We start from the raw sequence: 25,615 nt of genomic DNA on the forward strand, positions 1-25,615 counted from the left end.
TGCCAAAATATCTAGGACAAACTTATGACGATTCTCTCTATAACAGATTTTGGTGCTATTGGTGATGGAAAATCAATAAATACCTTAGCGTTTGAAAAAGCAATTCAACATATTGACCAATTAGGCGGTGGAACATTAGTTATTCCAGTTGGTATCTATTTTACTGGTGCAATCAGACTTTGTAGCAACTTAACCTTAGTTGTTGAACAAGGGGCAACTTTATTATTTTCTGATGATGAAAAAGATTATCCGGTGGTTAATTCTCGTTGGGAAGGGGTTAAGCAAGATGTGTATATGCCTTGTATTTACGGACACAATATCAAAAATGTGATTATCACCGGAAATGGTAAGATCGATGGTAATGGACAAAAATGGTGGCATACATTCCGTCATGAACGAAGCAATCTCAAATATCCACGACCTTATTTAATTGGTTTTGATTTTTGTGAACGAGTGACTATTGAAAAAGTCTTTCTGACTCAATCACCTAGTTGGACCGTTCATCCAATGGAATCGAATAATGTTGTTGTCGATAATATTTCGATTCTTAACCCAGCTGATTCACCCAATACCGATGGAATTAATCCTGAATCTTGTCATAATGTGAGAATTTCTAATTGTTATATTGATGTTGGCGATGATTGTATTGCGATAAAGGCGGGCACTGAAGAAACAGCAGAAAAAAGTCCATGTGAAAATATTTTAATTACTAATTGTAATATGATTCATGGTCATGGTGCGGTGGTTCTTGGCAGTGAAATGAGTGGTTGTATTCGTAATGTTACGATTACCAATTGTGTATTCCAAAAAACAGATCGTGGAGTAAGGTTTAAAACTCGACGAGGTCGAGGTGGAACTATTTCTGATATCACATTTAGTAATATCGTCATGGACGAAGTTCTCTCTGCGTTTGTGATGAACTATTACTATTATTGTGGCCCTAAAGGGAATGACCCCATTGTCTGGAATAAACAAGCTCTACCTGTCGATGTATCAACGCCGGCATGTCACAATATTAGTTTCTCAAACATTATTGCTAAAAATGTTCGAGCCTATGCCGGTTTTTTATATGGCATCCCTGAATCGCCAATTTCTAATATCTCTTTTGATAATATTCGGGTTTCAATGCAATTAAATGCACAAGCTGGTGAAGTCGATATGTTTAAAGATGTAAAACCAGAAGTAGGTAAAGGATTCTTTATTGAGAATGCTCAAAGTGTTTTGTTTAATAACGTTATTATTGATAATGTAGTCAGTGAGCCACTATGTGTTAAAAATAGTCAAGATGTTCATGTTAATCAATCTTTTGTTAAGCAAGATGGTAAATTAATTAGCTTAAATGCTTAACCATGATATTTGAAATAACCGCTAGTTTATTATTAGCGGTTATTTTTTTATTTATTGGCTAATTGCATTTTTAGCTATTTTTTTAAGTCTTAAATCGAGATGTTTGACTCTTTTAATTAAATTGTAATTTTTATTCACCTCTCAGTAATTTAAATAACATACTGTTTATTAATGTTATTTCTACTTATTGCCAATTAAACCGTTTACTAAAAATAAAATTACTTTGAAGTTGATCACATTTATCCAATAAAGCCGTTAAAGCTAAATTTTTAGCTATTCATACTCAAATTAGTGCTTAACTCTTTATAGGATAAATTATGACAAGTGCATTTTATAAAAAACCAACTTATTGGTTTGCTTCGTTTTATAGCATTATGTATTACGCAGCTGGTAGTTTTGTTTTTTCTTTTTATGCAATATGGCTTAGTAAAGAGATTGGTTTAACTGCAAAGCAAACCGGTATCATCTATTCATTTAACTATTTTATTTCATTGATCATCATGATCATTTATGGTGTTTATCAAGACAAACTTGTGCTTAAGAAACACCTTATTTGGTTTCAAAGTATCATTATAACTTGTGCTGCACCTGCGCTAATTTATGTTTATGAACCACTATTGCGACATAATTTTTATGCTGGTGTTATTTTTGGTAGTTTCTTTCTTGGCTTTGGTTGGATTGCTGGTATGGGGTTAATCGACTCATACTGTGAAAAAATAAGCCGAGCATTTGATTTTGAATTTGGTCAATGTCGTACATGGGGATGTATTGCTTATGCAGCTGGTACGTTTGTCGCTGGTATTTTAATTAGTATTAATCCTCATCTTAATTTTTGGGCCGCCTCAGTTGTAGGTATCTGTTTTATGATACTCAATCTTAATTTCAAACCTGATTTAAGCAAATCATCTTCGCTAGTATTTCAAAAGAAAGAAAAGTTAAGTTTTAACGAAATTGTTTCAGTATTTGCATTGAAAAAGTTTTGGATATTTGTTGTTTATGTTCTCGGAACTTATAGCTTGTACAACATTTACGATCAACAGTTATTCCCAGTCTATTTTACTCAGCAATTTGAAGATGTGAATGATGGTTATCGCTTATACGGTATTTTAAATTCATTTCAGGTCTTTTTAGAAGCTGCGGTTATGTTTTGTGTGCCATTTGTTGTTAACAAAGTAGGTGCGAAAAATGCGTTAATCTTTGCTGCTTTTATTTCCGCTACGCGAATCTTCTTAACTGGGCATGTCGAAAGTATTGCTATTATTTCAGTAATAAAATTGATGCACTGTTTAGAAATCTCAACCATTTTAGTGTCAGTGTTTAAATATATTGATAATAATTTTAACGCTCGTCTCTCTGCTACCGTATTTTTAATAGGTTATCAAGTTGCTGGTTCTGTCGGCGTGATTTTGTTCTCTACCTTCGTTGGTAATTTCTATGATACTCATGGTTCAGCAACCACCTTTAATAATTTAGGTTTGGTGGTTTTAGCCTTTATGATTTTTGCAGTGTTCTTCTTAAGCCGTGATAAAAAGTCAGATAGTCCTAAGCTTGAAGACAACATTAAATCATAAAACAGATTTTAGTAATTTAATAAATAGTATTTGATAAAAAATATTGAGGATACAAAATGAATATATTTAATTCAGTAACACAGTTTAACTTTGAACAAACCAGAACAATTTCTCCAGAAAATATGACTGGTGAAAAGGGTAAATCGTGTATGAAAGCTAGTGCTTTAGGGCCAGGTCGAAAAGGACAAGGCTGTATTTCAATTGCAGCGGGTGAAAGAGTAACTATCGCTGAAATTACTGGTCCTGCTGAGATCCGTCATATGTGGTTTACTTTAACCGATAGAACGCATCGAGGTAGTTTTGTATTACGTGATGTGGTTATTCGTATCTATTGGGATGATGAAACAGTTCCTTCAGTAGAAAGTCCAATTGGTGACTTTTTCTGTAATGGTTTTGGTGCTAGATGTGATATAAATTCAATGCCAATTGTGGTTAATCCAACCGGTGGTTTTAATAGTTATTTTAGAATGCCATTTAATAAAAAAGCGCGAATTGAGATTCATAATGAACATGAAGCCGATTTACAGCATTTCTTCTTTACCATTAACTATGCATTAATGCCAAAACCGTTTGAAAATCCGCTTTATTTCCATGCACAATGGCGTCGTCAACGTGTAACTAATTATGCACAAGATTATGTTATATTAGATAATGTTCAAGGCTACGGTTATTATGTCGGTACCTACTTAGCCCTTACGGCATTAGAGCGTTATTGGTGGGGTGAAGGTGAATTTAAATTCTATCTTGATGATGACAGTGAATATCCAACCCAACATTCAACCGGTTCCGAAGATTACTTTGGTGGTGCATGGGCATTTCATAATCGAGATAGCCAAGGACGTCCAAAAGCAAAATGTTTCCAAACGATGTTTATGGGTTACCCTTATCAAACAAACCGTGATGCGACGCGTGACTTTTTCCAAACAGGTGATTCCAATCCTGTACATGGCTTTGGTGACGATGGTTTACCAATGCATGGTTTATACCGTTGGCATCTTCCAGATCCAATTGCATTTCACAAAAATATCAAACTGGCGTTTCAACAAATAGGTAATGATGATATAAGATTGTATGAACGTTGTGATGATATCGCCAGTGTTGCTTATTGGTATCAAAGTCCATCGGTGAATAACAACCCAGTATTCCCAAATAAACAACAACGCACCCCACGTTAATATTAAGGTGATTAGTATATGGCGAGTAATAAACTGAAAATTAATGATATTGCTCGTTTGGCTGGCGTGTCGGCAACGACCGTCAGTCATATATTTAATAAACGAGATAAAAAATATCGCATTTCTCCGCAAACTCGACAAAGAGTTTTATCTATTGCGGAAAAATACCGGGATCAATCGCATATTCATCAATATTTAGTTAAAGCTAACAGTACCAATACTATTGGTGTTATTGTTCCGGATATGTCAAATTCATTTTTTTCAATGTTTTTACATCATTTAGAAGATTGCTTTCGGCAAAAGAATATTCAATTATTGATCACTTGTAGTCATTATAATAAAGAAGTTGAACTTAAAGTTGCGCAAAATTTAGTTGAACGTAAAGTTGATGCAATGATAGTGGTAACGTCATTAGATAGTGACCAATTTTATGTCGATATTAATCAAAATACGCCCGTATTGCTTTTTGACCGTTATCTAAAAGATACGACATTACCTTTTATTACTAGTGAAGCACTGCAATCTGTCGCTGATTTAATCAAACCTTATGCCGAAAAGTTAGATGAATTTTATTTTATTGGCTGTGATATTCAGTTAACGTCAATTCAAGCTAGACTTAAGGGATTTAAGCAAGGTTTAGAAAGTGTTGGATTAAAAGTTGATAGTGATTGGCTGGTGAGTGATGATTATTGTCCAAATAAAGGTTACCAATTGTTGAAAAGTGTTCATCAAAAATTGGGTAGGGTACCAAAAGCTATTTTTACGCCATCAGGTAACTTACTGCAAGAGGTACTGAGTTATTTGGTCGAAGCTAAAATTGATCCAAAGCAGATCTATTTATGTTCTTATGATTACAATAGTTATCTTGATTATTGTTACTATCCAATAGATGCAATCGAGCAGGATTTTGAGAAGATGGCGCTGACTTGTGTGAATGTCATTGGTGATTTATTAAGTTTTAAAGAATTAAGACATCAGGCATTTTTTATTCAGCCAAAAATTATACGCCATCGTTAATTTAAGATTTGCTACTGTTGTAAGTAAGATTAGCGGTTAGCATTTTTCATTATGCGAGCTTTGTCAACTTGCCACTGTCTTTCTTTTATATCAGTGCGTTTATCGTACTCTTTTTTACCTTTTGCGACGCCAATTTTTACTTTTGCCCAGGCATTTTTCCAATACAAGGATAATGCCACAACGGTATAACCTTGGCGGTTAATTTGGCCAAATAACGAATTCAATTCACGTTCATTAAGCAATAATTTTCGAGTACGCATAGGTTCACATACGACATGTGTAGAGGCAACGTTTAATGGTGTTATTGTTGCACCAAATAGCCATGCTTCACCATTTTTTAGTAACACATAACTGTCACTAATATTAGCTTTACCTGCTCGCAGGGATTTTACTTCCCAACCTTGTAGGGATAACCCTGCTTCAATTTCCTCTTCAATAAAGTACTCATGGCGTGCACGTTTATTTAATGCAATAGTCGCCGAACCCGGCTTATGTGATTTTTTCTTAGTCATAATGTGCGTTATTATAGAGTTACATGATACTATATGCCACTAATTTTAACTTTTAATTTTATTATTATGGCACATGTTTTTCATGAGGTGATCGAGCCTTATTCAACCGAGCAAATGTTTGCATTGGTTAACGATATAGCGAGATACCCCGAGTTTGTCCCTGATTGTATCGCAACTGGGATTATTAGCAAGCAAGATAACATTTTAACTGCTTTTATTGAAGTTGAAAAATTAGGCTTTAAAAAATCATTTACTACCATAAATAAGATTAATGAACCTAATTCAATTGATATGGCATTGTTAGATGGTCCATTTAAACATTTAAAAGGACGATGGCAATTTACTCAACTAGATAACCAAAACAGTAAAATTAGCTTTAGTTTAGATTTTGAATTTAATAACAAATTAATGGGCGCTGTTTTTTCTCCAATTTTTAAAGAAGTGATGACCAATATGGTTAAAGCATTTTCGCAAAGAGCAAGGCAGATATATTAAGATGATAAATATTCAAGTTGTATATGCGCTACCTAATCAGCCGACTATTATTGATTGTGCAGTTGATGAACAAACGAATGTCTTGCAAGCAATTGCAAAATCCAATATCTTATCATTATGCAATATTCAATTAGATGGTCATTTTGTTGGTATTTATGGCAAACGTTGTGAGCTTACTGAACAAGTAAAAGATGGTGATCGTATTGAAATATATCGAGCTTTAATCAATGATCCGAAAGAAATACGACGAAAGAAAGCGGCATTGAAAAAGAAATAAATAGAATGAAGGGAACTGAATGCATAACTTGCTGATTGAAAAAGTTGAAACTTTATGCAAGAAACGCGGTATTAAGCTGACCAATCAGCGTAAAACCGTTTTAAATATTATGCTTAAAGCCAATAGAGCAATGAGCGCATATGATCTTTTAGATCTTTTAAAAGTCAGCGAACCACAAGCTAAACCACCAACAATTTATCGTGCTCTGGAATTTTTACTTGAGCAAGGTTTTATTCATAAGGTGGAGTCAACTAACTGTTATATTATTTGTCCGCATTTTCATGAACCGCAACATATATCAATTTTATTTATTTGTGATAATTGTCATCAGATTATTGAAAAGCATTCTGAAAATATTGAAAGTCAACTGAAGTTATTAGCAACACAAAGTGAATTTTTAATAAAACATAGTGTGCTTGAAATTCATGGAATTTGTCATTCATGTCAACCTTAATTATTTTATTATGGTTAGTTAATATTATTTGTGACACAGTAGGGCAAATTGCTTTTAAATATGCCGCTGTGACCTCTAATGATAAAGACGGCCGTTATTGGCAGAAATTATTCGGTAACATATGGCTGTGGTTAGGATTCGGTTCTTATTTCATTGGTTTTGTGTTTTGGTTAGCATTTTTAAGTGAAGTTCCATTATCACAAGGGATCTTATTAGGCTCTTTTAATATGATAACCGTGATGCTTGCTGGGCGCATCTTATTTAAAGAACATCTAACCCCCTTTCGATTACTAGGAATATTTTTTATAACTACCGGCGTGATATTAGTAGGATTAACTTAATGAAAAAGTTTTATATCATCGGTTTTGTCTTGTTACTCTTTTTTGATACTTTTGGGCAAACTTTTTTTAAACTCACGGCTATTTCGGCCTTGCCATTTGAAGCAAATATAAGTTGGTTGTTAAGGATTTTTAGTCATGGGTGGGCATATTTAGTTATGGTTGGATATGCTGGAGCATTTATCACTTGGATGGTATTATTAAAAAAAGCGCCAGTTGGCCCAGCTTTTGCTGCATCGCATTTGCAACTTGTTACTGTGATGTTAGTGTCTGTTGTTGCATTTAATGAGCAAATTACACTTACGCGCCTACTAGGGGCATTGTCTATTATTGTTGGGATTGTTTTTCTCGCCTTGGCTGAGCAGAGGTTACATCGTAAATCAGTAAAATAAACAGTATTGAGATAATCACCTTTTTAATAGGAACCAATATAATTAATTTACATTGATTCCTAATAGTAAAATAGAAAAGATTTTATTCTATTTTAATTAGCTACGATCTCGTTCCATTACAACTAAGTAAGCTTCTCGTCGCCAGAATAAAAATAAACGGCGCATATCTTTTTGCATTGTTATAACGCGCCAACCTTGTTGTGCATTATCATTTAAAAAAGCACCAAATTTTTCAGGATTTGAATTAGCTGCGCCTAAGAGCATTGAAGACAAAGCGCCTTCTTGATAAATTACTACTTTATATTCTTTCATTGTTTCTATACCTTCTTAAAATAAACACGATAATCTCTAATAATTGTCAAAATTAAGAGAAAATCGTGTTAATAATACGCATATTGGCGATTTTATTCTAGTGGCAATAAAGCGAGAGGTTAAATTTTAAACAGCATGGGTGAGGGATAGTAGATAACATCACAACAAAATTTTTAGAAAAGCTTTAGTTAAGAATAGCTGATAAGCCAAATTCTTAACTAATATTAGTGATAAATTAAATTTGCTTATCTAAATTTTTAAGCATTTCAATAATTAGTCTATTAGCATCAGGAAATTCATCTGCATTCAGATCTTCTTGATCAATCCAACGGCTTGGTTGTCCTTCTTTCGCAAAAGGTACGCCATCCCATTCTTCTACTAAGTAGGCATGAATGGTGATATCGCGATCTTCATAACTGTGTTCAAAGGTTTTTAAAAATTGAGCCTGATGAATGTGAATGTCGACTTCTTCGGCTATTTCACGTTCTAATGTTTGATAAGGTGTTTCACCAGTTTCGATTTTTCCGCCAGGGAACTCCCAAAAACCAGCAAGATGAGAATCTTCACCGCGTTGGGTGATAAAAATTTGACAATCTTGTGAACGAATTATACCTACAGCAATTTCAGTATGTTTTTTCATGATCCTGTCTGTTTATGATTAAAGTTAGGGAAAGCCAATGCTTTCCCTTTTGATTTTTAAGTAACAAAATTCGTTGATTTAAACATCAATATTGTTTAATCATACTAAATTTTTGGCTTAATTAACAGCTCCATGGCAATGTTTATATTTTTTGCCTGATCCACATGGACAAGGATCATTACGTCCTACTTTTGCTTGCGTGCGGACAATCGGTTGTGGTGAATTTGATGATTGCCCATCATTCTCACCATCAATAGCCGTCATTGAATCATGGTTAGCTTGTTGTTTTGCCATCAATCTTTCGATTTCAGCTTGACGTTGGCGTTCAGCTTCATCAACTTCTTCTTGTGAACGAATTTGCACGCGGCTTAAAATACCAATTACATCATATTTTAATGATTCTAACATATTGGCAAACATATTGAATGATTCACGTTTGTATTCTTGTTTAGGATCTTTTTGTGCATATCCTCGTAAATGAATGCCTTGACGTAAATAATCCATAGCGGCTAAATGCTCTTTCCATAATGTATCAAGCGTTTGTAACATAACGCTTTTTTCGAATTGTCTAAAGGCATCAGCACCAGCTGCATTTTCTTTTTCAAGATATTTATCTTGAGCAAGTTGTAAGATACGTTCACGTAAATTTTCTTCATGAAGATTTTGCTCTTCATCAAGCCATTTAGCGATAGGTAAATCTAAATCAAAATCATTTTTTAAGGCGGCTTCTAATCCAGCAACATCCCACATTTCTTCAATCGATTGTGGTGGAATATATTGATCAATAACCGTTGTAAATACATCCCCACGTATTGAATCAATTGTCTCTTTGATATCTACGTTATCTAATAAATCATTACGTTGGCTATAAATAGCTTTACGTTGATCATTGGCGACATCATCATATTCGAGTAATTGTTTACGAATATCAAAATTGCGACTTTCAACTTTTTTCTGAGCATTAGCGATAGCTTTAGTAATCCATGGGTGTTCAATTGCTTCACCTTCTTTCATACCAAATTTACGCATCATATTACCGACACGATCTGATGCGAAAATACGCATTAATGGATCTTCTAATGATAGATAAAAGCGAGAAGCACCAGGATCCCCCTGACGACCAGCACGACCACGTAATTGATTATCAATTCGACGTGATTCATGACGTTCAGTACCAAGAATATATAATCCACCAAGTGCAATCACTTCTTCATGTTTAGCTTGCCATGCTTGTTTCGCTTTTTCGATATCTGCTTCAGTTGGATTTTCTAATTTTGCAACTTCACTTTGCCAGTTACCACCAAGCATAATATCTGTACCACGACCAGCCATATTAGTTGCGATTGTCACGGCTCCTTTACTACCTGCATCAGCGATAATTTCGGCTTCTTGCGCATGGAATTTGGCGTTAAGAACATTATGTTTGATACCTGCTTTTTTAAAGGCATGTGAGACAAGCTCTGATTTTTCGATAGATGCAGTACCGACTAATACCGGTTGTCCTCGTTTAACACAAGCTTGTACATCAGCCACGATAGCATCAATTTTTTCTTTTTCAGTCATATAGACAAGATCAGGCTGATCTTTTCTTACCATCGGTCGGTTGGTTGGAATAACAATGGTATCCAAACCATAAATTTGGTTAAATTCGAAAGCTTCGGTATCAGCAGTACCTGTCATACCGGCTAATTTTTCATAGAGACGGAAATAGTTTTGGAAAGTAATAGAGGCTAATGTTTGATTCTCATTTTGAATTTTAACATGTTCTTTAGCTTCCACTGCTTGGTGTAAACCGTCAGACCAACGACGACCATCCATCGTACGGCCTGTATGTTCATCAACAATAACGATTTCATTGTCTCTAACAATATAATCAACGTCACGATGGAATAAGTGATGAGCACGAAGTGCAGCATTAACATGGTGCATTAGTACAATATTACTAGGTGCATAAAGGGATTCATCACCTTTCATTATGCCTTGTTTTATTAGTAGTTCTTCAACCTTAATTAAACCTCGTTCGGTTAAGTTAACTTGACGTGATTTTTCATCAATCGAAAAGTCACCATCGCCTTGGAACTGATCCGAATCTTCTTTTTCCTGACGGGTTAAGTGTGGAATGATTTTATCGATACTAACATATCTATCTGAGCTGTCTTCTGCTTGACCAGAAATAATTAGTGGTGTTCTTGCTTCATCAATTAAAATTGAATCGACCTCATCCACTAAAGCATAATGAAGTGGGCGTTGCACTCTGGCCTCTTTACTAAAGACCATATTGTCACGCAAATAGTCAAACCCATATTCGTTGTTAGTACCATAAGTGATATCAGCATTGTAAGCATCACGTTTTAAATGCGGTGGCATATTAGGTAAGTTAATGCCCACTGTTAAGCCTAAAAATTCAAATAAAGGACGATTATTTTCAGCATCACGTTGCGCTAAATAATCATTAACGGTGACAACATGTACCCCTTTACCGGTTAACGCATTTAAATAAGCAGGCAACGTTGCGGTTAATGTTTTACCTTCACCGGTACGCATTTCAGCTATGCAACGTTCATTTAGAACCATACCGCCAATTAATTGCACATCAAAATGACGCATACCAAATACACGCTTACTTGCTTCACGGACTACGGCAAAAGCTTCTTCTAATATATCGTCTAATTTTGTACCGTCGGCAATTTTTTGTTTAAATTCGTTAGTTTTTGCCTTAAGTTCTTCATCGCTTAATGCTTCCATTGCTGGCTCAAGGGCATTGATCGTTTCAACACGCTTACGCATAGATTTTAATACGCGTTCATTACGGCTACCGAATACTTTAGTTAATAATTTTAATAACATAAATTTTCTCTTATTGTTTTTTATAATGGGAGATATAAGGATTAAACCTTATTAAATAAATTAATTAATTTGATTATGTAAAATCTATTAGGCGGTAGCGTTTGGACCGGCTCTTATTCCATTATAGGGAGATAATCGAATAACAGTATTTGGATTAACTTCGTCATAATTTCGCGCGATAATTTGCTTATTGTAATGCTGCTTTGGTGACAAAGATAAGATTTGCGAGGTTTTTTTAGTTGGAATTTGCTGATCTTGAACTATTTCAGTAATCGCAATAATACCAACTTGACTTGTAAATGATTGAACTGGTAACGCATTTTGTTGGTAAAAACCGAACCCAGTAGCAATTACACCTAATAATAAGTGCGATAATGCAGTTTTAATAATAAGGCGTTTACTTATATGTTGCCAGTAATTAATCATAGTCATAATCGCAGTATCTTAGCATTTTTTGCCAAAATGAAAAACTATTATTATTGATTAATAAACTGTCTGAATATTCGAATTTTTATGATAATAGTAATTAAAAATACCCACCATTTTTTATAGTGGGTATATAGTTATCTAATCCTTAACCATTAATTGTCCCATCATACCGAGTGTTTCATGTTCAACAATATGGCAATGGTACATGCGCAATCCTGGCATATTTTGTTGAATTTTTATGGTGATTTTTTCGTGAGGACGTAAATTGATGGTATCTTTTAATGCCACATATTCTGGTGGATATTTTTTACCATCAAATTCATGCGATACAATCGTGAATTGTGTACCATGAATATGGAAATTATGATCCATATGTGAATTATTAAATATTGTCCACTCTTCAACATCGTGGATTTTGCTTTCTAGATCAATTCGTTTCATATCATGGCGTTTGCCATTAATTAAAAACAGCATGCCACCTCTTGGTTCGCTCTTGTCCATGACCTCTGTATATTCAAGTGTTTTATGCGCTTTTGCTTCACCAATTTTAGGTAGAGTTCGTAATGGCGAAGGTAAAACAATTGAATTCGCTTGTTGTAGCTCTAATTCAGCAAGTATTATATCTTGTTCTGGTGGTACATTTCCCATCTTACCGCGATCATAACCAATTGATTGTAAGTAAACCGTACCGGTTTGTTTGGGTAAAATTACCAATTCTGCGCGTTCGGCAGGTGATAATAATAGTGGCTTTTCAAGGGAAATTGGTTCAGGCATCAATCCACCATCACTACCCACTAAAAAGACATCACAACCTGGAATTGAAAGGTTAAGATAACGTCCAGAACAGGCATTCCAAACTCGAACACGTGTTGCAGTATTAACTTTCATTTTTGGACGATAACCACCATTAATTAATACAAATTGTCCTTCTCGACCATTCATCCAATCAGTCATTGAGTTATCGGCAATTTCTCCTTTGTCTGTCAGTTTTAGATCTGAGAAAAACCAATTTAGTTCTGGTAAAGATTCTAAAGGGTCTTTTTTACTACGAACAATAAATACCCCCGCTAATCCTCTCGCTATTTGTTCGGCAACGGTGTTATGACCATGAGGATGATACCAATAGGTACCAGCACTACCTTCAGGGATGGTAAATTCGTAAATACGTTCACTGCCAGCCGGTATTTCATTTTGTGGATTGCCATCTTGATTTGATGGCACAAGTAAACCATGCCAGTGCACCGTTGTTGATTGTGACAGTCTATTTTTTACTGTCAATTTGACTTTATCACCTTCATAAACTTCAATAAGCGGCCCAGGTATTGAATCATTGTAAGCCCAAAATTCGGTAGTGATATCAGGCGTTAATGCAATTTTTACTGGTTTGGCTTCAATAGTAGCTTCAAATATACCTGATTGATGACTACTATTTTTTAACAGTTGGAATTTGGGTAAATCATGACCTTTTGGTAATGCTGAAGTAGATAATAGTTTTTGTGGTTGTTTGTTGTTCATATTCATATTCATATTCATATTCATATGATCGTGCATGTTGTCCCCCTTATCACAATTATCAGATTTAACATCACAAACCATGTCAGACATTGATGAATGATCTAATTTGGCAATGGCTTTTGTTGCAATTAAACCACCAACGGCAGCAGTAATATTCATTATAAAATTTCGGCGTTTCATAGTATTCCTATAATCATTTATTTAGTTAAATAATAACCAGCAGTTTGCTTTCCAAACTCGTCTAGTCGTTTAGCAAGCTAATGTGTTATTGATTTCCAGTATTTATTACTAATATTTAACAGAGCGTAAATTAGCTAATTTTTGGTGGTTTTAACTCAGGAATAAATTCTTTATATTCAGGAATAAAATTTGTTGGTAGAAATTGTTCACGGTAAATCGGATAATCAATATTAACGCTATAATTAGCAATAGCCATGCCACAAGCAAAACAATGATTAACTGATTCACTAATAAAAGGTTTTGTTGATTTAGAAGTCGACAAATCAATTACTGGAGAGTGATGATTTGCGTTCACCCTTAAAGATTGTAAGCTAGGTGAATGATGAACAGTACAAGGTTTGGAAATAATGAGTGGAACATGCCAAATAGAATAAAAAAACAAAAAGATTGTTGATATAATTAAAATATTCACTCGCTTTTTGTTTATGGCTAATGACATTGTTTATCACGCAATTAATCTAACAAACCTTGTAGTTATTTTACTAGAGAAAACATTAAATTTATACCACTTTAACAGATGGAAGTTTTATTCAATTTCAATTGCTAATAATCACTAATTTTTCAATCTGTAACATCAAAATTAATTGGTCTATTAATGGTTACTTAGTACAAGATAATCATAAAAATATATAAGCCAAATATAATTGGTTCTGGTATCATATTCACATAAAAAACATTATGAATAATAACGATATGAAAATTCTTTTTGGAGTACAAGGAACAGGAAATGGCCATATCAGTCGTTGTCGAACATTAGCCAAAGCTTTAAAAAAGGTTGGAGCGGATGTTGACTATATTTTAAGTGGTCGTGATCCTAAAGATTATTTTGACATGCAAGCTTTTGGCAACTACCGAACGTTTGGTGGCCTTTCATTTGCTACGCTTAATGGCAAAATCAATTTTCGTAAAACCATCCAAAGAATTCGGGCTTTTAGATTAATTAAAGATGTTCGCGATTTAGATTTATCTGCATATGACTGTATTATTAGTGATTTTGAACCAGTTAGTGCTTGGGCTGCACATCATCAGAATCGCGAATGTTTAGGTATCAGTAATCAGTCTGTTTGCCAATATCTCAAGCCTAAAGAATATGGCACGATAGCAAATGTGATTATGAAATACTATGCTCCAGTTACACAACCTATTGGTTTACATTGGTTCCATTTTGGTCATAAACTGATTCCGCCAATGATTGATTCATTTGCTACACCACCAACTGAAGATGGTAAAATTATCGTTTATTTGCCTTTTGAAGATTTAACGGAAATAACCGAATTATTAAGCCAATTTCCGCAATATCAATTTAGTTGTTTTCACCCTGAAATAAAACAATCTTCTGCACGCGGTAATATTTTATTACAACCGCTAAGTCGAGATAATTTTACTCAAGCTCTACTCAGTTGTTCTGGTATTATTTCAAATACTGGATTTGCTTTAATTTCAGAAGCGTTATCTTTGGGTAAAAAGATTTTAACTAAACCAGTCGCGGGTCAATTTGAACAAGTTTACAATGCCCAATGTTTGCAGTCTTTGGATATGGCAACCGTTATGGAACATTTAAATAGTATGAAGTTGAAATATTGGTTAGGTCTACCGTCACCTAAACCTACTATTTATCCTGATGTGGCGACTGAATTAGCGAATTGGATAGTTTCAGGTCAAAAAGAGACATTACTTTCTTTAAGCCAAAGACTGTGGTCGCAGACCAAATTTCCGAGTAATGTAAGTGAGCGCATCAAATCTTTAGGTTATGTATAAAGGAACTACAATGATATTAAGTATAATTGTTGCAATGGCAGATAATCGTGTAATTGGTATGAACAATCAAATGCCATGGCACATGCCTGCAGATTTAGCGTGGTTTAAAAAGAACACATTAAATAAACCGGTGATTATGGGGCGTAAAACGTTTGAATCTATTGGTAGACCATTGCCTAATCGCCATAATATTGTCATCAGTCGACAGGCTGAGAGTAATACGTCAATTAATCCTAATGTTAGTTGGGTTAAATCGATTGATGAGGCAATATCAATGATTAATCAACAACAAGTAGACGAAGCATTTATTATAGGCGGTGGTCATATTTATCAACAGGTATTACCTTTAGTTAATCGACTTTATTTAACTCATATTGATGCCAAATTGACTGGCGATACTTATTTTCCTGATTATTTACAGACATCATGGCAACAAATTTATTCAGAAAATCATAAAGCGGATGATAAAAATTGTTATGATTACCAATTTGAGATTTTACAGCGAAGTTAATCAATAGATAAGGTTGCCACTCACATCTTAGTGGCAACCGAATTATTATCCTTGTAAGCGTTTTGCTTCCAGCACGTCAGAAAGTTGTTTTATTTTATTCATAACTCGTTCAAGAGAGTCCTGATCAAAAATTTGCATATCCATATCGATCGTTGCAATTTGTTGTTTCATATCTATGCGACTCGAAACACCTAAAACATTTACTTTCTCATTAGCTAAAATTGTTGTTATGTCACGCAATAATCCACTTCTATCACTAGCTATGATGCGAATGACCATGGTATAACTTGTGTTATGATTACCACTCCACACTGCACTGGTGATTCGTTCTGGTGCATGATTTTTTAGTTCTTGCAGTTGTTCACAATCTGAACGATGGATTGAAATACCACGTCCTTGGGTAACAAAACCGACAATTGGATCACCGGGGATAGGGCGACAACAATTAGCAATGGTGTAGAGTAAATTATCTACACCTTCGATAATAATTTCACCACCTTTTATCGATGATGTTTTATTGGTATTTTTGGCTTGAGAGGTTGATTTTTGGGTGATCTGTTTAAGAACAGCTTCATCTTCCTCTTCAGCTGTTGGCTTATTAAATTGGGCATTAATAAAATTAACCAGTTGGTTAATTCTAACATCCCCACTACCTATCCCTGCTAATACTTCGTCAAACGAATGGGCGTTATATTTACTAATCAGAATCTTTTCGACACTTTTTAGGCTAATATTTAACGGTTCTAATTCGTTGTCTAAAATTTGTTGGCCAGCAGCTATATTTTTATCTCGATCTTGTTTTTTAAACCAAGCTTGTATTTTTGCTCGTGCTCGGCTGCTATTTACAAATCCAGTATTTGGATTTAGCCAATCGCGACTTGGATTAGGTTGTTTTTGGGTAATAATTTCAACTTGATCACCCGTTTTTAATATATAGGTAAACGGTACTATGCGCCCCGCAACTTTAGCACCGATACAACGGTGACCAACATCACTATGAATATGATAAGCAAAATCTAATGGGGTTGAACCAGCAGGCAAGTCAACAACATCACCTTTTGGTGTAAATACATAAACGCGATCATCAAAAATTTGACTACGGACAGTTTCCTGAATTTCACCACTTTCTGACATCTCTTGTTGCCAAGTTAATAATTTACGTAGCCAAGAAATACGCTGATCGTAGGCAGTCATTTTATCTGTACTGCCTTCTTTGTATTTCCAATGTGCCGCTACACCTAATTCAGCATCATTGTGCATTTGTTCGGTACGTATTTGAATTTCAATAGTTTTATCATTTGGTCCATAAACAACGGTATGAATTGATTGATATCCATTGGGTTTTGGATTGGCGACATAGTCATCAAATTCTTTTGCAATATGTTTATAATGGCTATGTACGATACCTAAGGCATTATAGCAGTCTTCGATTCGATCACAGATGATGCGTACCGCTCTAATATCATATAAATCTTCAAATTGTAGATGTTTACGTTCCATTTTTCGCCATATGCTATAGATATGTTTAGGGCGACCGTAAACTTCGGCACGAATATGATCTTTATTCATCATATCCTGTAAATTTTTAACAAATTGATTGATATATGATTCGCGATCTAGACGTTTCTCATGTAATTTATGGGCAATAAAACGATATTGGTCAGGATGTAAATAGCGGAAACAAAAATCTTCAAGCTCCCATTTTAATTGACCAATACCGAGTCGATTAGCTAAGGGAGCATAGATATTAAAGCACTCTTTAGCAGCTAGCACTTGATCTTCTTTTGGCGCATGCATCAAATTTCGTAAATAAGTAATACGCTCAGCTAGTTTAATGACTACACTACGGAAATCATTAACCATCGCGAGTAACATACGACGAATACTATCAATTTGTTCGTTTGTTGCATGACCATTACGGATAGCACGTAGTTGCCTAATGTCTTTCATTTTGACAACACTAGAAAGAATATGAATTATTTCTCGATCAAAATTTTCCGGTAGATCTTCACGGCAGATAATTTTAGTATCAAAGAAAGGTAGTAAAAGAGCGGTTGCTAAACTATTAATATCCATATTTAAGGTGGATAAAATTTCAACCATTTCAATGGCATTTTCGAAGCAATAGATTTGCTCTGGTTCACCAGCACTATGCTCAAAACAAAAATCCCAAATATCTTTAAATTTTTGATAAGATTCAATATTGGTTAATAACAGTTCTTGTTTTGCCCATCGTTCAACATCAAATTGTGCGAGCGTGTAATGTTCGTCATTTTGTTGATGGGCGCCTCTAATTGATACCATAATTATTATCCTGATTTAGTTAACATCAACATTGATTCAATGTGCTTAGTTTGTGGAAACATATCCAAAATAGCTACTTTTACAATGTTGTATCCTTCCTCAATAAATAGCTTGCAGTCCCTAGCCAATGTAGCAGGATTGCACGAAATATAAACTATTTTTGTAGGTGATATCTTAACAATTTCTGCTGTAGCATTATAAGCACCGGCTCTAGCTGGATCTAATAATACTTTGTCAAATTTTGACTGATTCCATATTGAAAATTGCTGTTTATCTTCTAAATTACAGGTGAAAAACTGAGTTTTAGCACCAATTTTAGCTTTATTAAGTTTAGCATTGATCTTGGCTTTTTCAACCAGAGCATCAACACCTTCAATACCTGTGACTGATTGGCTTTTTATTGCCATAGGTAATGAGAAATTACCCATACCACAAAATAGGTCGAGTATTTTATCATCCGAAGTTATATCTAACCATTCTAAGGCTTTATCAATCATTTTTTGATTAATTTGACTATTAACTTGTATAAAATCTAGTGGACTGAAAGTTAATTTTAGATGATTAATCAGATAATAATGTTCAGTGCTGCCACTGATATGAATCAGGTCATGACCGTGAAAATAGAGTGAAATATTGTGAGCTTCAGCGAATTGTTTTAATAAAATGCTATCTTGCTCTGTGAGTGGCATGGTGTGTCTTAACACAAGGATAATGCCACTATCGACGGCGATTAATTCAATATGTCCAAGCGATTTTTTTTGTTTAATTTGTCTTAAACAAGACTGTAATGGCATTAATAATTTATCTAATTGTTCAACTAATACCGGACAGTGTTCTATATTTATAATTTGGTTTGATTCTGCCTGCCTAAAGCCGATTAATAATTCACCTTTAACTAAATTAATTGATAATCTAGCTCTCCTACGATAATGGTATGGTTGGTCGGCAATGATATTAGGTGAATTGTCTTTATAGTCGAACTCCGCCCCAGCTTCTTTCTGTAAAAGTTTGATCAATGCTTCATATTTAGCTTGTTGCTGTAAATTTGATGAAATATGTTGTAATTCACAGCCTCCACATTTTGTATAGTATTTACATTTTGGTGTGACTCGCTGTTGGCTATAATTGTGGTATTTTATAACTTTTGCTTTAGCATAATTTTTTTTATCATCAGTTAATTGGATATCAACTGTTTCATCAGGTAACGCTGATTTTACAAAAATTGTTTTACCTTTATGATTTGTCACGCCTTGACCAAAGGCATCTAAATTAGTGATAGTAACTGTCAATTTTTGTGCAGTAAGCTTCTTTTTTGTCGGGGTGTAAAAATTAACCATATTAATAAATTGAAGTTATGTTAACCGTTTTAGTAACTCTGTTTTGACATGTAAAGGTACTAAATTAGAGATGTCTCCACCATGGAAAGCAACATCTTTAACAATGGTTGATGAAATAAATCCCATTGCAATAGATGGCATTAAGAAGATAGTATCTAAATCAGGTTTTAATGCTCGATTCATTTCAGCTAATTGTCTTTCGTATTCAAAATCGTGAGTTGTTCTCACTCCTCTGACTATCACTGTCGCCGCATGTTTTTGGGCGAAATCAGCCATAAGATTATCAAAGCCAATCACTTCCACATTCAATAAGTGTTCAACCGATGTTGAGGCTAAGTTTACTCGTTCTTCTAAAGTAAACAGCGTTTTTTTATTTGGATTTTGCGCTATAGCTACAATTAAACGGGGAAACAATTGCGATGCGCGGGTAATTAGGTCGATATGACCATTGGTGATTGGATCAAATGTTCCCGGAAAAATTGCTGTGAGCGCTTTGCTTTTCATTTATCTTAATATCCATTAGTGAATAGGGGAATATCATACCTAATTTTAACCTAGATTGTTAGGTTAACTATGTAAAATCTTCGATTTTTTATCCTTAAAAAATCCCTTTCCTCAAATTTTTTGTAGTGATAAAAAATATTGAGGATAACGTAAATGTTAGCTGTTTTATGTCCAATTTTTAACTATAAAATATTCGTTATTCGTTATTCGTTAGATTTATTTTTATAGTGTACATCACTAAGATTGCGCAATCTTTCTGCTGCTTGTTCTGGCGTTAGATCTCGTTGCGCTTCTGCCAGCATTTCATAACCGACCATAAATTTTTTAATACTGGCTGAACGTAATAATGGGGGATAGAAATGAGCATGTACTTGCCAATAATCGGTATTATCATTAATAAATGGTGCACTATGCCACCCCATAGAATAAGGAAAAGAGCAATTAAACAAATTATCGTAGCGACAAGTTAATTTTTTTAAAGCTATAGCTAAATCTTTTTGTTCTGATTGATTTAAATCAGTCAATCTAGGAATATGTTTTTTCGGTAACAATAGTGTCTCAAATGGCCAGACAGCCCAAAATGGAACTACAGCTAACCAATGTTCAGTTTCAACAACAATACGCTGTTGATTGATTAACTCTTTTTGTACATAATCAACTAGCAAATTTCGCCCATACTTTTGAAAATAGTTACACATATTAAAATCTTCTCGTGCAATTTCATTCGGTATAAAACTATTTGCCCAAACTTGCCCGTGAGGATGCGGATTGGAACAGCCCATAGCCGCCCCTTTATTTTCAAAGATTTGTACCCATGGATAATTTTTTCCCAATTCTTGCTGTAGGGTGATCCAAGTTTTTATCACTTCTTCAATGGCAGATAAATTTAGTTCGGGTAACGTTTTACTATGGTCGGGAGAAAAACAGATAACTCGGCTTGTACCTTTAGCACTTTGCATTTGGAATAACGGGTCATGACTAATAGGTGAGTCAGGTATATCTTGCATTAACGCGGCAAAATCATTAGTAAAGACAAATGTTCCCGTATAATTAGGATTGATATCACCGGTTACACGTTTATTTCCCGGACATAAAAAACAATCTGCATCATAATAAGGTTTTTGTTCCTCATTTATTGTCTCTTGTTGACCTTGCCAAGGGCGTTTTGCCCTATGCGGCGAAACTAATACCCATTGATCGGTTAATGGGTTATATCGACGATGTGGATGGTCTACTGGGTTAAAAATATCCATTTATGTCTCTTATTGGTTATTTTCCTATTATTTGCCAAACATTAATTAATCAGGATAGCCTTGAGGATTGCTAGATTGCCAATTCCATGAATCTTTGACCATATCATCAAGGGTTAATTTAGTTTTCCAGCCCAATTGTTGTTCTGCTTTCTTTGTATCTGCCCAAAACGCAGCTAAATCACCAGCACGTCTTGGTGCAAAATGCCAATTAAGTGGTTTTCCAGAAGCTTTTTCAAAGGCTTTTATCACTTGTAGGACACTAAAACCAATTCCTGAACCTAAATTATAGATATGTACTCCAGCTTTATTTTGATCGGCTTTGAGTGCTGCAATATGACCATCAGCCAAATCGACGACATGAATAAAGTCACGAACACAGGTTCCATCAGCTGTTGGATAATCATTACCAAAAACAGATAAAGAGTCTCGTTTTCCAATCGCAACTTGGGTAATATATGGCATTAAATTATTAGGGATACCGAGTGGATCTTCCCCCATTAAACCACTAGGGTGAGCACCAACAGGATTAAAATAACGCAATAAGGTAAGAGACCAATCAGGTTCAGCAACCGCTAAATCCATTATACATTGTTCGACCATCAGCTTACTTTTACCATATGGGCTAGTCGGTAATCCTTGTGGTAATGTTTCGACATAAGGGACGGGAGCTAATTCACCATAAACGGTAGCTGATGAGCTAAACACTAATTGTTTAACTCCAGCCTCACGCATCGCTTTCATTAACACAATAGTGCCATAGACATTATTTTCATAGTATTCAAGAGGTTTATATACTGATTCGCCCACGGCTTTTAAGCCAGCGAAGTGAATAACGGCTTTAATGTCATGTTCATTAAAGATTTTTGTCAGTAACTTAGCATCACAAACATCGCCATGATAGAACTCAACTGATTGTCCAGTGATAGTTTTTATTCTTTCTAAAACCGAAGCTTTACTATTGAATAAATTATCAACCACAATCGGAGTATAACCAGAAAGAATTAATTGAACGCAAGTATGACTGCCAATATATCCACAACCACCAGTGACTAATATTTTCATCTTGATACCTTAATTTATGCTAATTACGTTTATTGAATTTAGATTAATTATCGAATTTATTAATTATATTCAGTTTAAAAAGCACCTAATGACCTTAACCATATTGTTAAGGATGATTTCAATGCAAAACTAAAGTTGATTTAGCTTAGTACTAATTAAGCTCCTTCTAGACCAATATTAACAAAATACTAGAATTAGTCGAATTAAACATCATAGACATTTGTTTTGCAATAAAAATTTTATCAAATATACAGTTATTGATAAGTGTAAAGAGAAAAGATAAATGAGTAATTATGTATTTTGATGTCCAGAAACGTAATAATAAATAATCATAATTTTTTTACCATAGGTATTTTTTACTATAATGACTTCTATGACGAACTTGACAAAGTAGGCATGTTATTTTGATGAAGCTAATAGCTTTAGCAAGTGATAAGCATATTTGCTATCAATTAACATAAAACTAACTGAAGAAAAACTAATAGCAATACTAAGAGTGATACTTAGTTTTAATAACAAGCTGATAGATAAAATAGATGAAATAATCAAATAAAAGTGAATGATATCCAAATTTACTTTATGAAATTAATTAAAATGTATTAGTAATATAGAGGAGATATTTAGATTGTCTAATCGTTTAAACTTTAAACATTTATAGACAATCTAATTTATTTATTTTTTAAATTCTTTTAGACGAGTTTCAAAGTCTTGCCACTGATAAAAACCATCACTATTTGCTACGGCATTTTTTAGCTGAAGTTGGTAATGTTGTGGTGGATGATTGATATCAAGTGGTTGCGCGGTATAAAGTTGTTCAAAACTTTGATAAACGTATTCAGCTTTAAACAAATATTCCCCCGATGCTTTATTACGATAACGTTGTAATATAACCATACCACCAATTGGTGTATTTTCACATTGGTTAGGAAGTTGGTATTCAGCAAAATCCAAGGCACCAAGTAGTGCAGCAATGGTACTATCATGGCCAACGAGTAAATTTACCTTGTTATTCTTTTGGTGTAACAGATCATCTATCATATTAATTAATAACGCACTATTTTTTCGAGCTATAGATCTGGAATGAAAAACTAAATTAATATAGTGGTTACGAATTTGTATGAGTTGTTGCCATTGTTCGTGGCTGGTTATTTTTCCCCATGCAATTTGTTCTTTAGGAAAAGCTGAATAGTACTGTAATAAGAAAGCATCAACAGCACAAATACCAATTGCTAGAGGCCCTAATAATTCTGGCTCTTCATCTTTTACAAAATGAAGATCATAAGGAATATCAGCAAAATCACATTGATATTCAGCATATAATTGTGAATTTTTATAGTCCAAAATATCCGATAGCATCGCATAAGCTGGCGCTAAATTTTTGAAAATTGATTCAGCTTTATCTGCATCATCAATATCTTTTAATAATGCTTGTTTAGATTCTGGTGAATCATCTTGTACACTTGGATCAAATATAGGGTCCATTTTTTCAATGGTATATTTGTGGTTAACCGGGATATCATAACCCGCAAAAGCCCCTGTAACTAAGAATTGCGCGGTGGCAACTGTTCTTTGAAGACTATTAGCATAAACATATATATCAGGATTTTCCGGTGTAAGGCGAATGTTTTGTTGTTCAAGCCATTGCGATAGATAATGTCCAAAATAAGATTCTAAAACCCCTCCTCGGGTAGTTAAATAACCATAAGCATGATCCCAACTTGGCCATTTTAATGGGCTAGCTTTTTCTAAAAACTCTATGGTGTTTGCTAATGGAGTGCGTATTCCATGACGACTTAGTATTACAACTTTATCTAATTGGTATTGATCTTTTTTCATTTAGTTATCCATCCTTGTTTATGCAAATAATTTAAAACGAAATCTCGTTGCCCTTTGCTAATTGTTTCTGCAATTTTATCACTCCAACCATTTGTTTTTTGATTAATTTCTCTGTGACCATAATAGTCACGCATTTGGCTATCATATTGTGCTAATAATTGATGATTAATTGGTTGATAATGATTTTCAAAGAAAACCAATTGTTTTGGTAATCGTGGTTTAATATCAGGATTTTGGTCAGGATAACCAATACAAAGTCCAAATAAAGGAAGAACATATTTAGGTAGCGCAAGTAACTCGGTCACTTTAGCAATATTATTGCGTAAACCGCCAATGTACACCGTACCTAAACCTAATGACTGTGCTGCAATAACCGCGTTTTGAGCCATAAGTGTGGTATCAATACAACCCACTAAAAGTTGCTCGGCTTTTTCAAGTGGAATAGTAGCATCAATTTGAAAATGGCGGTTAAAATCGGCACAAAATACCCAAAACTCTGGCGCTTGAACGATATAACTCTGATCGCCTGAATAATGAGCTAATTCTGATCTTTTCTCACTATCAGTGATTCTAATGATGGTTGCGCATTGTAAAAAGTTTGAACTTGGAGCCGATTGTGCCGCTTGAATAATTTCATTAATCTGTTCACTTGTTAATGGCGTTGATTTATAAGATCGAATTGAACGACGCTGGCAAATTAAATCAATTGTCTTATTTGGCATAACGGCTCCTTAATATCACTGTTTTTTTATAAATTGCAAATCCCAAACACCATGCCCCAGATTTTGACCACGTTTTTCGAATTTGGTAATAGGGCGATCTTCAGGTCTTGGAATATAGTCATTAGTGGCAGATAAATTTTTAAATCCTTCCGCTTGATTTAATACTTCAAGCATATGCTCTGCATAGTGTTGCCAATCGGTAGCTAAATGTAAAATACCATCAGTCTTTAATTTTCTATGAATTAAAGCAACAAAATTAGGTTGAATGATTCGACGTTTATTGTGTCTTGCTTTATGCCATGGATCGGGGAAGAAAATTTGCACCTTATCTAATGAGTTATCAGGTATCATGTTTTCTAACACTTCAACGGCATCATGGCACATAACTTTTAAATTAGATAATTGATTTTCCTCAATTGCCATTAAACAAGCTCCAACGCCCGGTTTATGGACTTCAATACCTAAAAAGTTCTTGGATGGGGCATTTTTTGCCATTTCAATTAATGAAGCGCCCATTCCAAAACCGATTTCAAACACCACCGGTTTATTATCTTTAAAAACAATTGGTGAGGTAGCATTGTACTCAACACCATAGATAGGCCATAAATGCGTTAAAGCCTGTTGTTGTCCTTTAGTTAAACGGCCTTGTCTTAATACAAAACTTCGTATTGTTCGTTTAGATTCTGTTACTTGGTTATTTGTGTCTAATTGTTCACTCATTACGTATCTGCTGTTAGGTTAAATAGATTATTAAGATAATTGATCAT

Annotated in this window: 26 protein-coding genes; 11 read left to right on the top strand and 15 right to left on the bottom strand. The window is 34.4% G+C overall.

Features of this window, described 5'->3' with window-relative positions; genetic code table 11:
• Positions 1-24 precede the first annotated feature (24 nt).
• The 4 genes from AC5LWZ_RS03610 (at position 25) to AC5LWZ_RS03625 (ending at position 5,110) form a co-directional block, all read left to right on the top strand.
• Positions 25-1,347 carry a glycoside hydrolase family 28 protein gene (locus AC5LWZ_RS03610; RefSeq protein WP_493463979.1) on the top strand — a complete coding sequence of 441 codons (1,323 nt, stop codon included), beginning with the start codon at positions 25-27 and terminating at the stop codon, positions 1,345-1,347.
• 317 nt (positions 1,348-1,664) lie between these two features.
• Positions 1,665-2,918 carry an oligosaccharide MFS transporter gene (locus AC5LWZ_RS03615; protein ID WP_198201334.1) on the top strand — a complete coding sequence of 418 codons (1,254 nt, stop codon included), beginning with the start codon at positions 1,665-1,667 and terminating at the stop codon, positions 2,916-2,918.
• A gap of 56 nt (positions 2,919-2,974) precedes the next feature.
• The gene (locus AC5LWZ_RS03620; RefSeq protein WP_198201333.1) at positions 2,975-4,093 is read left to right on the top strand and encodes a glycoside hydrolase family 172 protein; all 1,119 of its coding nucleotides are present in this window, start codon (positions 2,975-2,977) and stop codon (positions 4,091-4,093) included.
• Between the two features lie 18 nt (positions 4,094-4,111).
• Complete coding sequence (locus AC5LWZ_RS03625; protein ID WP_493463980.1) at positions 4,112-5,110, top strand: substrate-binding domain-containing protein; 999 nt, start codon at positions 4,112-4,114, stop codon at positions 5,108-5,110.
• Between the two features lie 29 nt (positions 5,111-5,139).
• Here AC5LWZ_RS03625 and smpB read toward each other — a convergent pair whose 3' ends face one another.
• Entirely contained in the window at positions 5,140-5,622 is a 483-nt protein-coding gene (gene smpB, locus AC5LWZ_RS03630) for an SsrA-binding protein SmpB (RefSeq protein ID WP_065577589.1), read from the bottom strand.
• 33 nt (positions 5,623-5,655) lie between these two features.
• On the opposite strand from smpB, the gene AC5LWZ_RS03635 reads away from it, so the two are divergent.
• The 5 genes from AC5LWZ_RS03635 to AC5LWZ_RS03655 are packed head-to-tail and all read left to right on the top strand — an operon-like array spanning position 5,656 to position 7,578.
• Entirely contained in the window at positions 5,656-6,117 is a 462-nt protein-coding gene (locus tag AC5LWZ_RS03635) for a type II toxin-antitoxin system RatA family toxin (protein WP_198201332.1), read from the top strand.
• A gap of 1 nt (position 6,118) precedes the next feature.
• Positions 6,119-6,394 carry an RnfH family protein gene (locus tag AC5LWZ_RS03640; RefSeq protein WP_065577588.1) on the top strand — a complete coding sequence of 92 codons (276 nt, stop codon included), beginning with the start codon at positions 6,119-6,121 and terminating at the stop codon, positions 6,392-6,394.
• Positions 6,395-6,413: 19 nt separating this feature from the next.
• Entirely contained in the window at positions 6,414-6,848 is a 435-nt protein-coding gene (gene zur, locus AC5LWZ_RS03645; RefSeq protein ID WP_110448473.1) for a zinc uptake transcriptional repressor Zur, read from the top strand.
• Complete coding sequence (locus AC5LWZ_RS03650) at positions 6,836-7,189, top strand: EamA family transporter (RefSeq protein ID WP_110448472.1); 354 nt, start codon at positions 6,836-6,838, stop codon at positions 7,187-7,189. Before zur ends, AC5LWZ_RS03650 begins: the two co-directional genes overlap by 13 nt.
• On the top strand, positions 7,189-7,578 hold the full coding sequence (locus AC5LWZ_RS03655; protein WP_110448471.1) for a DMT family transporter: 390 nt from the start codon (positions 7,189-7,191) through the stop codon (positions 7,576-7,578). The genes AC5LWZ_RS03650 and AC5LWZ_RS03655 overlap by 1 nt, the downstream gene beginning before the upstream one ends.
• 96 nt (positions 7,579-7,674) lie before the next feature.
• Here the strand turns inward: AC5LWZ_RS03655 and AC5LWZ_RS03660 are convergent, their stop codons facing one another.
• The 6 genes from AC5LWZ_RS03660 to AC5LWZ_RS03685 all read right to left on the bottom strand — a co-directional run bounded on the left by AC5LWZ_RS03660 (position 7,675) and on the right by AC5LWZ_RS03685 (position 14,000).
• On the bottom strand, positions 7,675-7,890 hold the full coding sequence (locus AC5LWZ_RS03660) for a DUF4177 domain-containing protein (RefSeq protein WP_110448470.1): 216 nt from the start codon (positions 7,888-7,890) through the stop codon (positions 7,675-7,677).
• A gap of 235 nt (positions 7,891-8,125) precedes the next feature.
• Entirely contained in the window at positions 8,126-8,530 is a 405-nt protein-coding gene (mutT, locus tag AC5LWZ_RS03665; protein ID WP_065613906.1) for an 8-oxo-dGTP diphosphatase MutT, read from the bottom strand.
• Between the two features lie 117 nt (positions 8,531-8,647).
• Entirely contained in the window at positions 8,648-11,377 is a 2,730-nt protein-coding gene (gene secA / locus AC5LWZ_RS03670) for a preprotein translocase subunit SecA (protein ID WP_198247821.1), read from the bottom strand.
• 87 nt (positions 11,378-11,464) lie between these two features.
• Positions 11,465-11,809 carry a hypothetical protein gene (locus AC5LWZ_RS03675; RefSeq protein ID WP_493463981.1) on the bottom strand — a complete coding sequence of 115 codons (345 nt, stop codon included), beginning with the start codon at positions 11,807-11,809 and terminating at the stop codon, positions 11,465-11,467.
• 135 nt (positions 11,810-11,944) lie between these two features.
• Complete coding sequence (locus AC5LWZ_RS03680) at positions 11,945-13,501, bottom strand: multicopper oxidase family protein (protein WP_493463982.1); 1,557 nt, start codon at positions 13,499-13,501, stop codon at positions 11,945-11,947.
• 130 nt (positions 13,502-13,631) lie between these two features.
• Entirely contained in the window at positions 13,632-14,000 is a 369-nt protein-coding gene (locus AC5LWZ_RS03685) for a hypothetical protein (protein ID WP_493463983.1), read from the bottom strand.
• Between the two features lie 254 nt (positions 14,001-14,254).
• Between AC5LWZ_RS03685 and AC5LWZ_RS03690 the strand changes: the two genes are divergently transcribed.
• Together AC5LWZ_RS03690 and folA are read left to right on the top strand one after the other, a co-directional pair.
• Positions 14,255-15,319 carry an MJ1255/VC2487 family glycosyltransferase gene (locus AC5LWZ_RS03690; RefSeq protein WP_110448465.1) on the top strand — a complete coding sequence of 355 codons (1,065 nt, stop codon included), beginning with the start codon at positions 14,255-14,257 and terminating at the stop codon, positions 15,317-15,319.
• A 10-nt stretch (positions 15,320-15,329) separates the two neighbouring features.
• Entirely contained in the window at positions 15,330-15,830 is a 501-nt protein-coding gene (gene folA, locus AC5LWZ_RS03695; protein ID WP_493463984.1) for a type 3 dihydrofolate reductase, read from the top strand.
• A gap of 45 nt (positions 15,831-15,875) precedes the next feature.
• On the opposite strand, the gene relA is transcribed toward folA, so the two are convergent.
• The 8 genes from relA to trmB form a co-directional block, all read right to left on the bottom strand.
• On the bottom strand, positions 15,876-18,134 hold the full coding sequence (gene relA / locus AC5LWZ_RS03700; RefSeq protein WP_493463985.1) for a GTP diphosphokinase: 2,259 nt from the start codon (positions 18,132-18,134) through the stop codon (positions 15,876-15,878).
• Between the two features lie 5 nt (positions 18,135-18,139).
• Positions 18,140-19,471: a 23S rRNA (uracil(1939)-C(5))-methyltransferase RlmD gene (gene rlmD, locus AC5LWZ_RS03705; protein WP_493463986.1), complete on the bottom strand. Its 1,332-nt coding sequence runs from the start codon at positions 19,469-19,471 to the stop codon at positions 18,140-18,142.
• Positions 19,472-19,486: 15 nt separating this feature from the next.
• The gene (gene coaD / locus AC5LWZ_RS03710) at positions 19,487-19,975 is read right to left on the bottom strand and encodes a pantetheine-phosphate adenylyltransferase (RefSeq protein WP_065577578.1); all 489 of its coding nucleotides are present in this window, start codon (positions 19,973-19,975) and stop codon (positions 19,487-19,489) included.
• A gap of 203 nt (positions 19,976-20,178) precedes the next feature.
• Positions 20,179-21,228, bottom strand: a complete 1,050-nt coding sequence (gene galT, locus AC5LWZ_RS03715; protein ID WP_110448459.1) for a galactose-1-phosphate uridylyltransferase — start codon at positions 21,226-21,228, stop codon at positions 20,179-20,181.
• A 45-nt stretch (positions 21,229-21,273) separates the two neighbouring features.
• A complete protein-coding gene (galE, locus tag AC5LWZ_RS03720; protein WP_493463987.1) occupies positions 21,274-22,290 on the bottom strand; it encodes a UDP-glucose 4-epimerase GalE in 1,017 nt (338 codons plus the stop codon).
• Positions 22,291-22,962: 672 nt separating this feature from the next.
• Positions 22,963-24,126 (bottom strand): bifunctional glucose-1-phosphatase/inositol phosphatase, encoded by a 1,164-nt coding sequence (gene agp / locus AC5LWZ_RS03725; RefSeq protein ID WP_493463988.1) that lies wholly within the window; start codon positions 24,124-24,126, stop codon positions 22,963-22,965.
• On the bottom strand, positions 24,123-24,848 hold the full coding sequence (gene nfsA, locus AC5LWZ_RS03730; RefSeq protein ID WP_034902029.1) for an oxygen-insensitive NADPH nitroreductase: 726 nt from the start codon (positions 24,846-24,848) through the stop codon (positions 24,123-24,125). Before nfsA ends, agp begins: the two co-directional genes overlap by 4 nt.
• A gap of 15 nt (positions 24,849-24,863) precedes the next feature.
• Positions 24,864-25,568, bottom strand: a complete 705-nt coding sequence (trmB, locus tag AC5LWZ_RS03735) for a tRNA (guanosine(46)-N7)-methyltransferase TrmB (RefSeq protein ID WP_198201292.1) — start codon at positions 25,566-25,568, stop codon at positions 24,864-24,866.
• Positions 25,569-25,615 lie beyond the last annotated feature (47 nt).

The sequence above is a fragment of the Gilliamella sp. LMG 34362 genome (assembly GCF_984569125.1).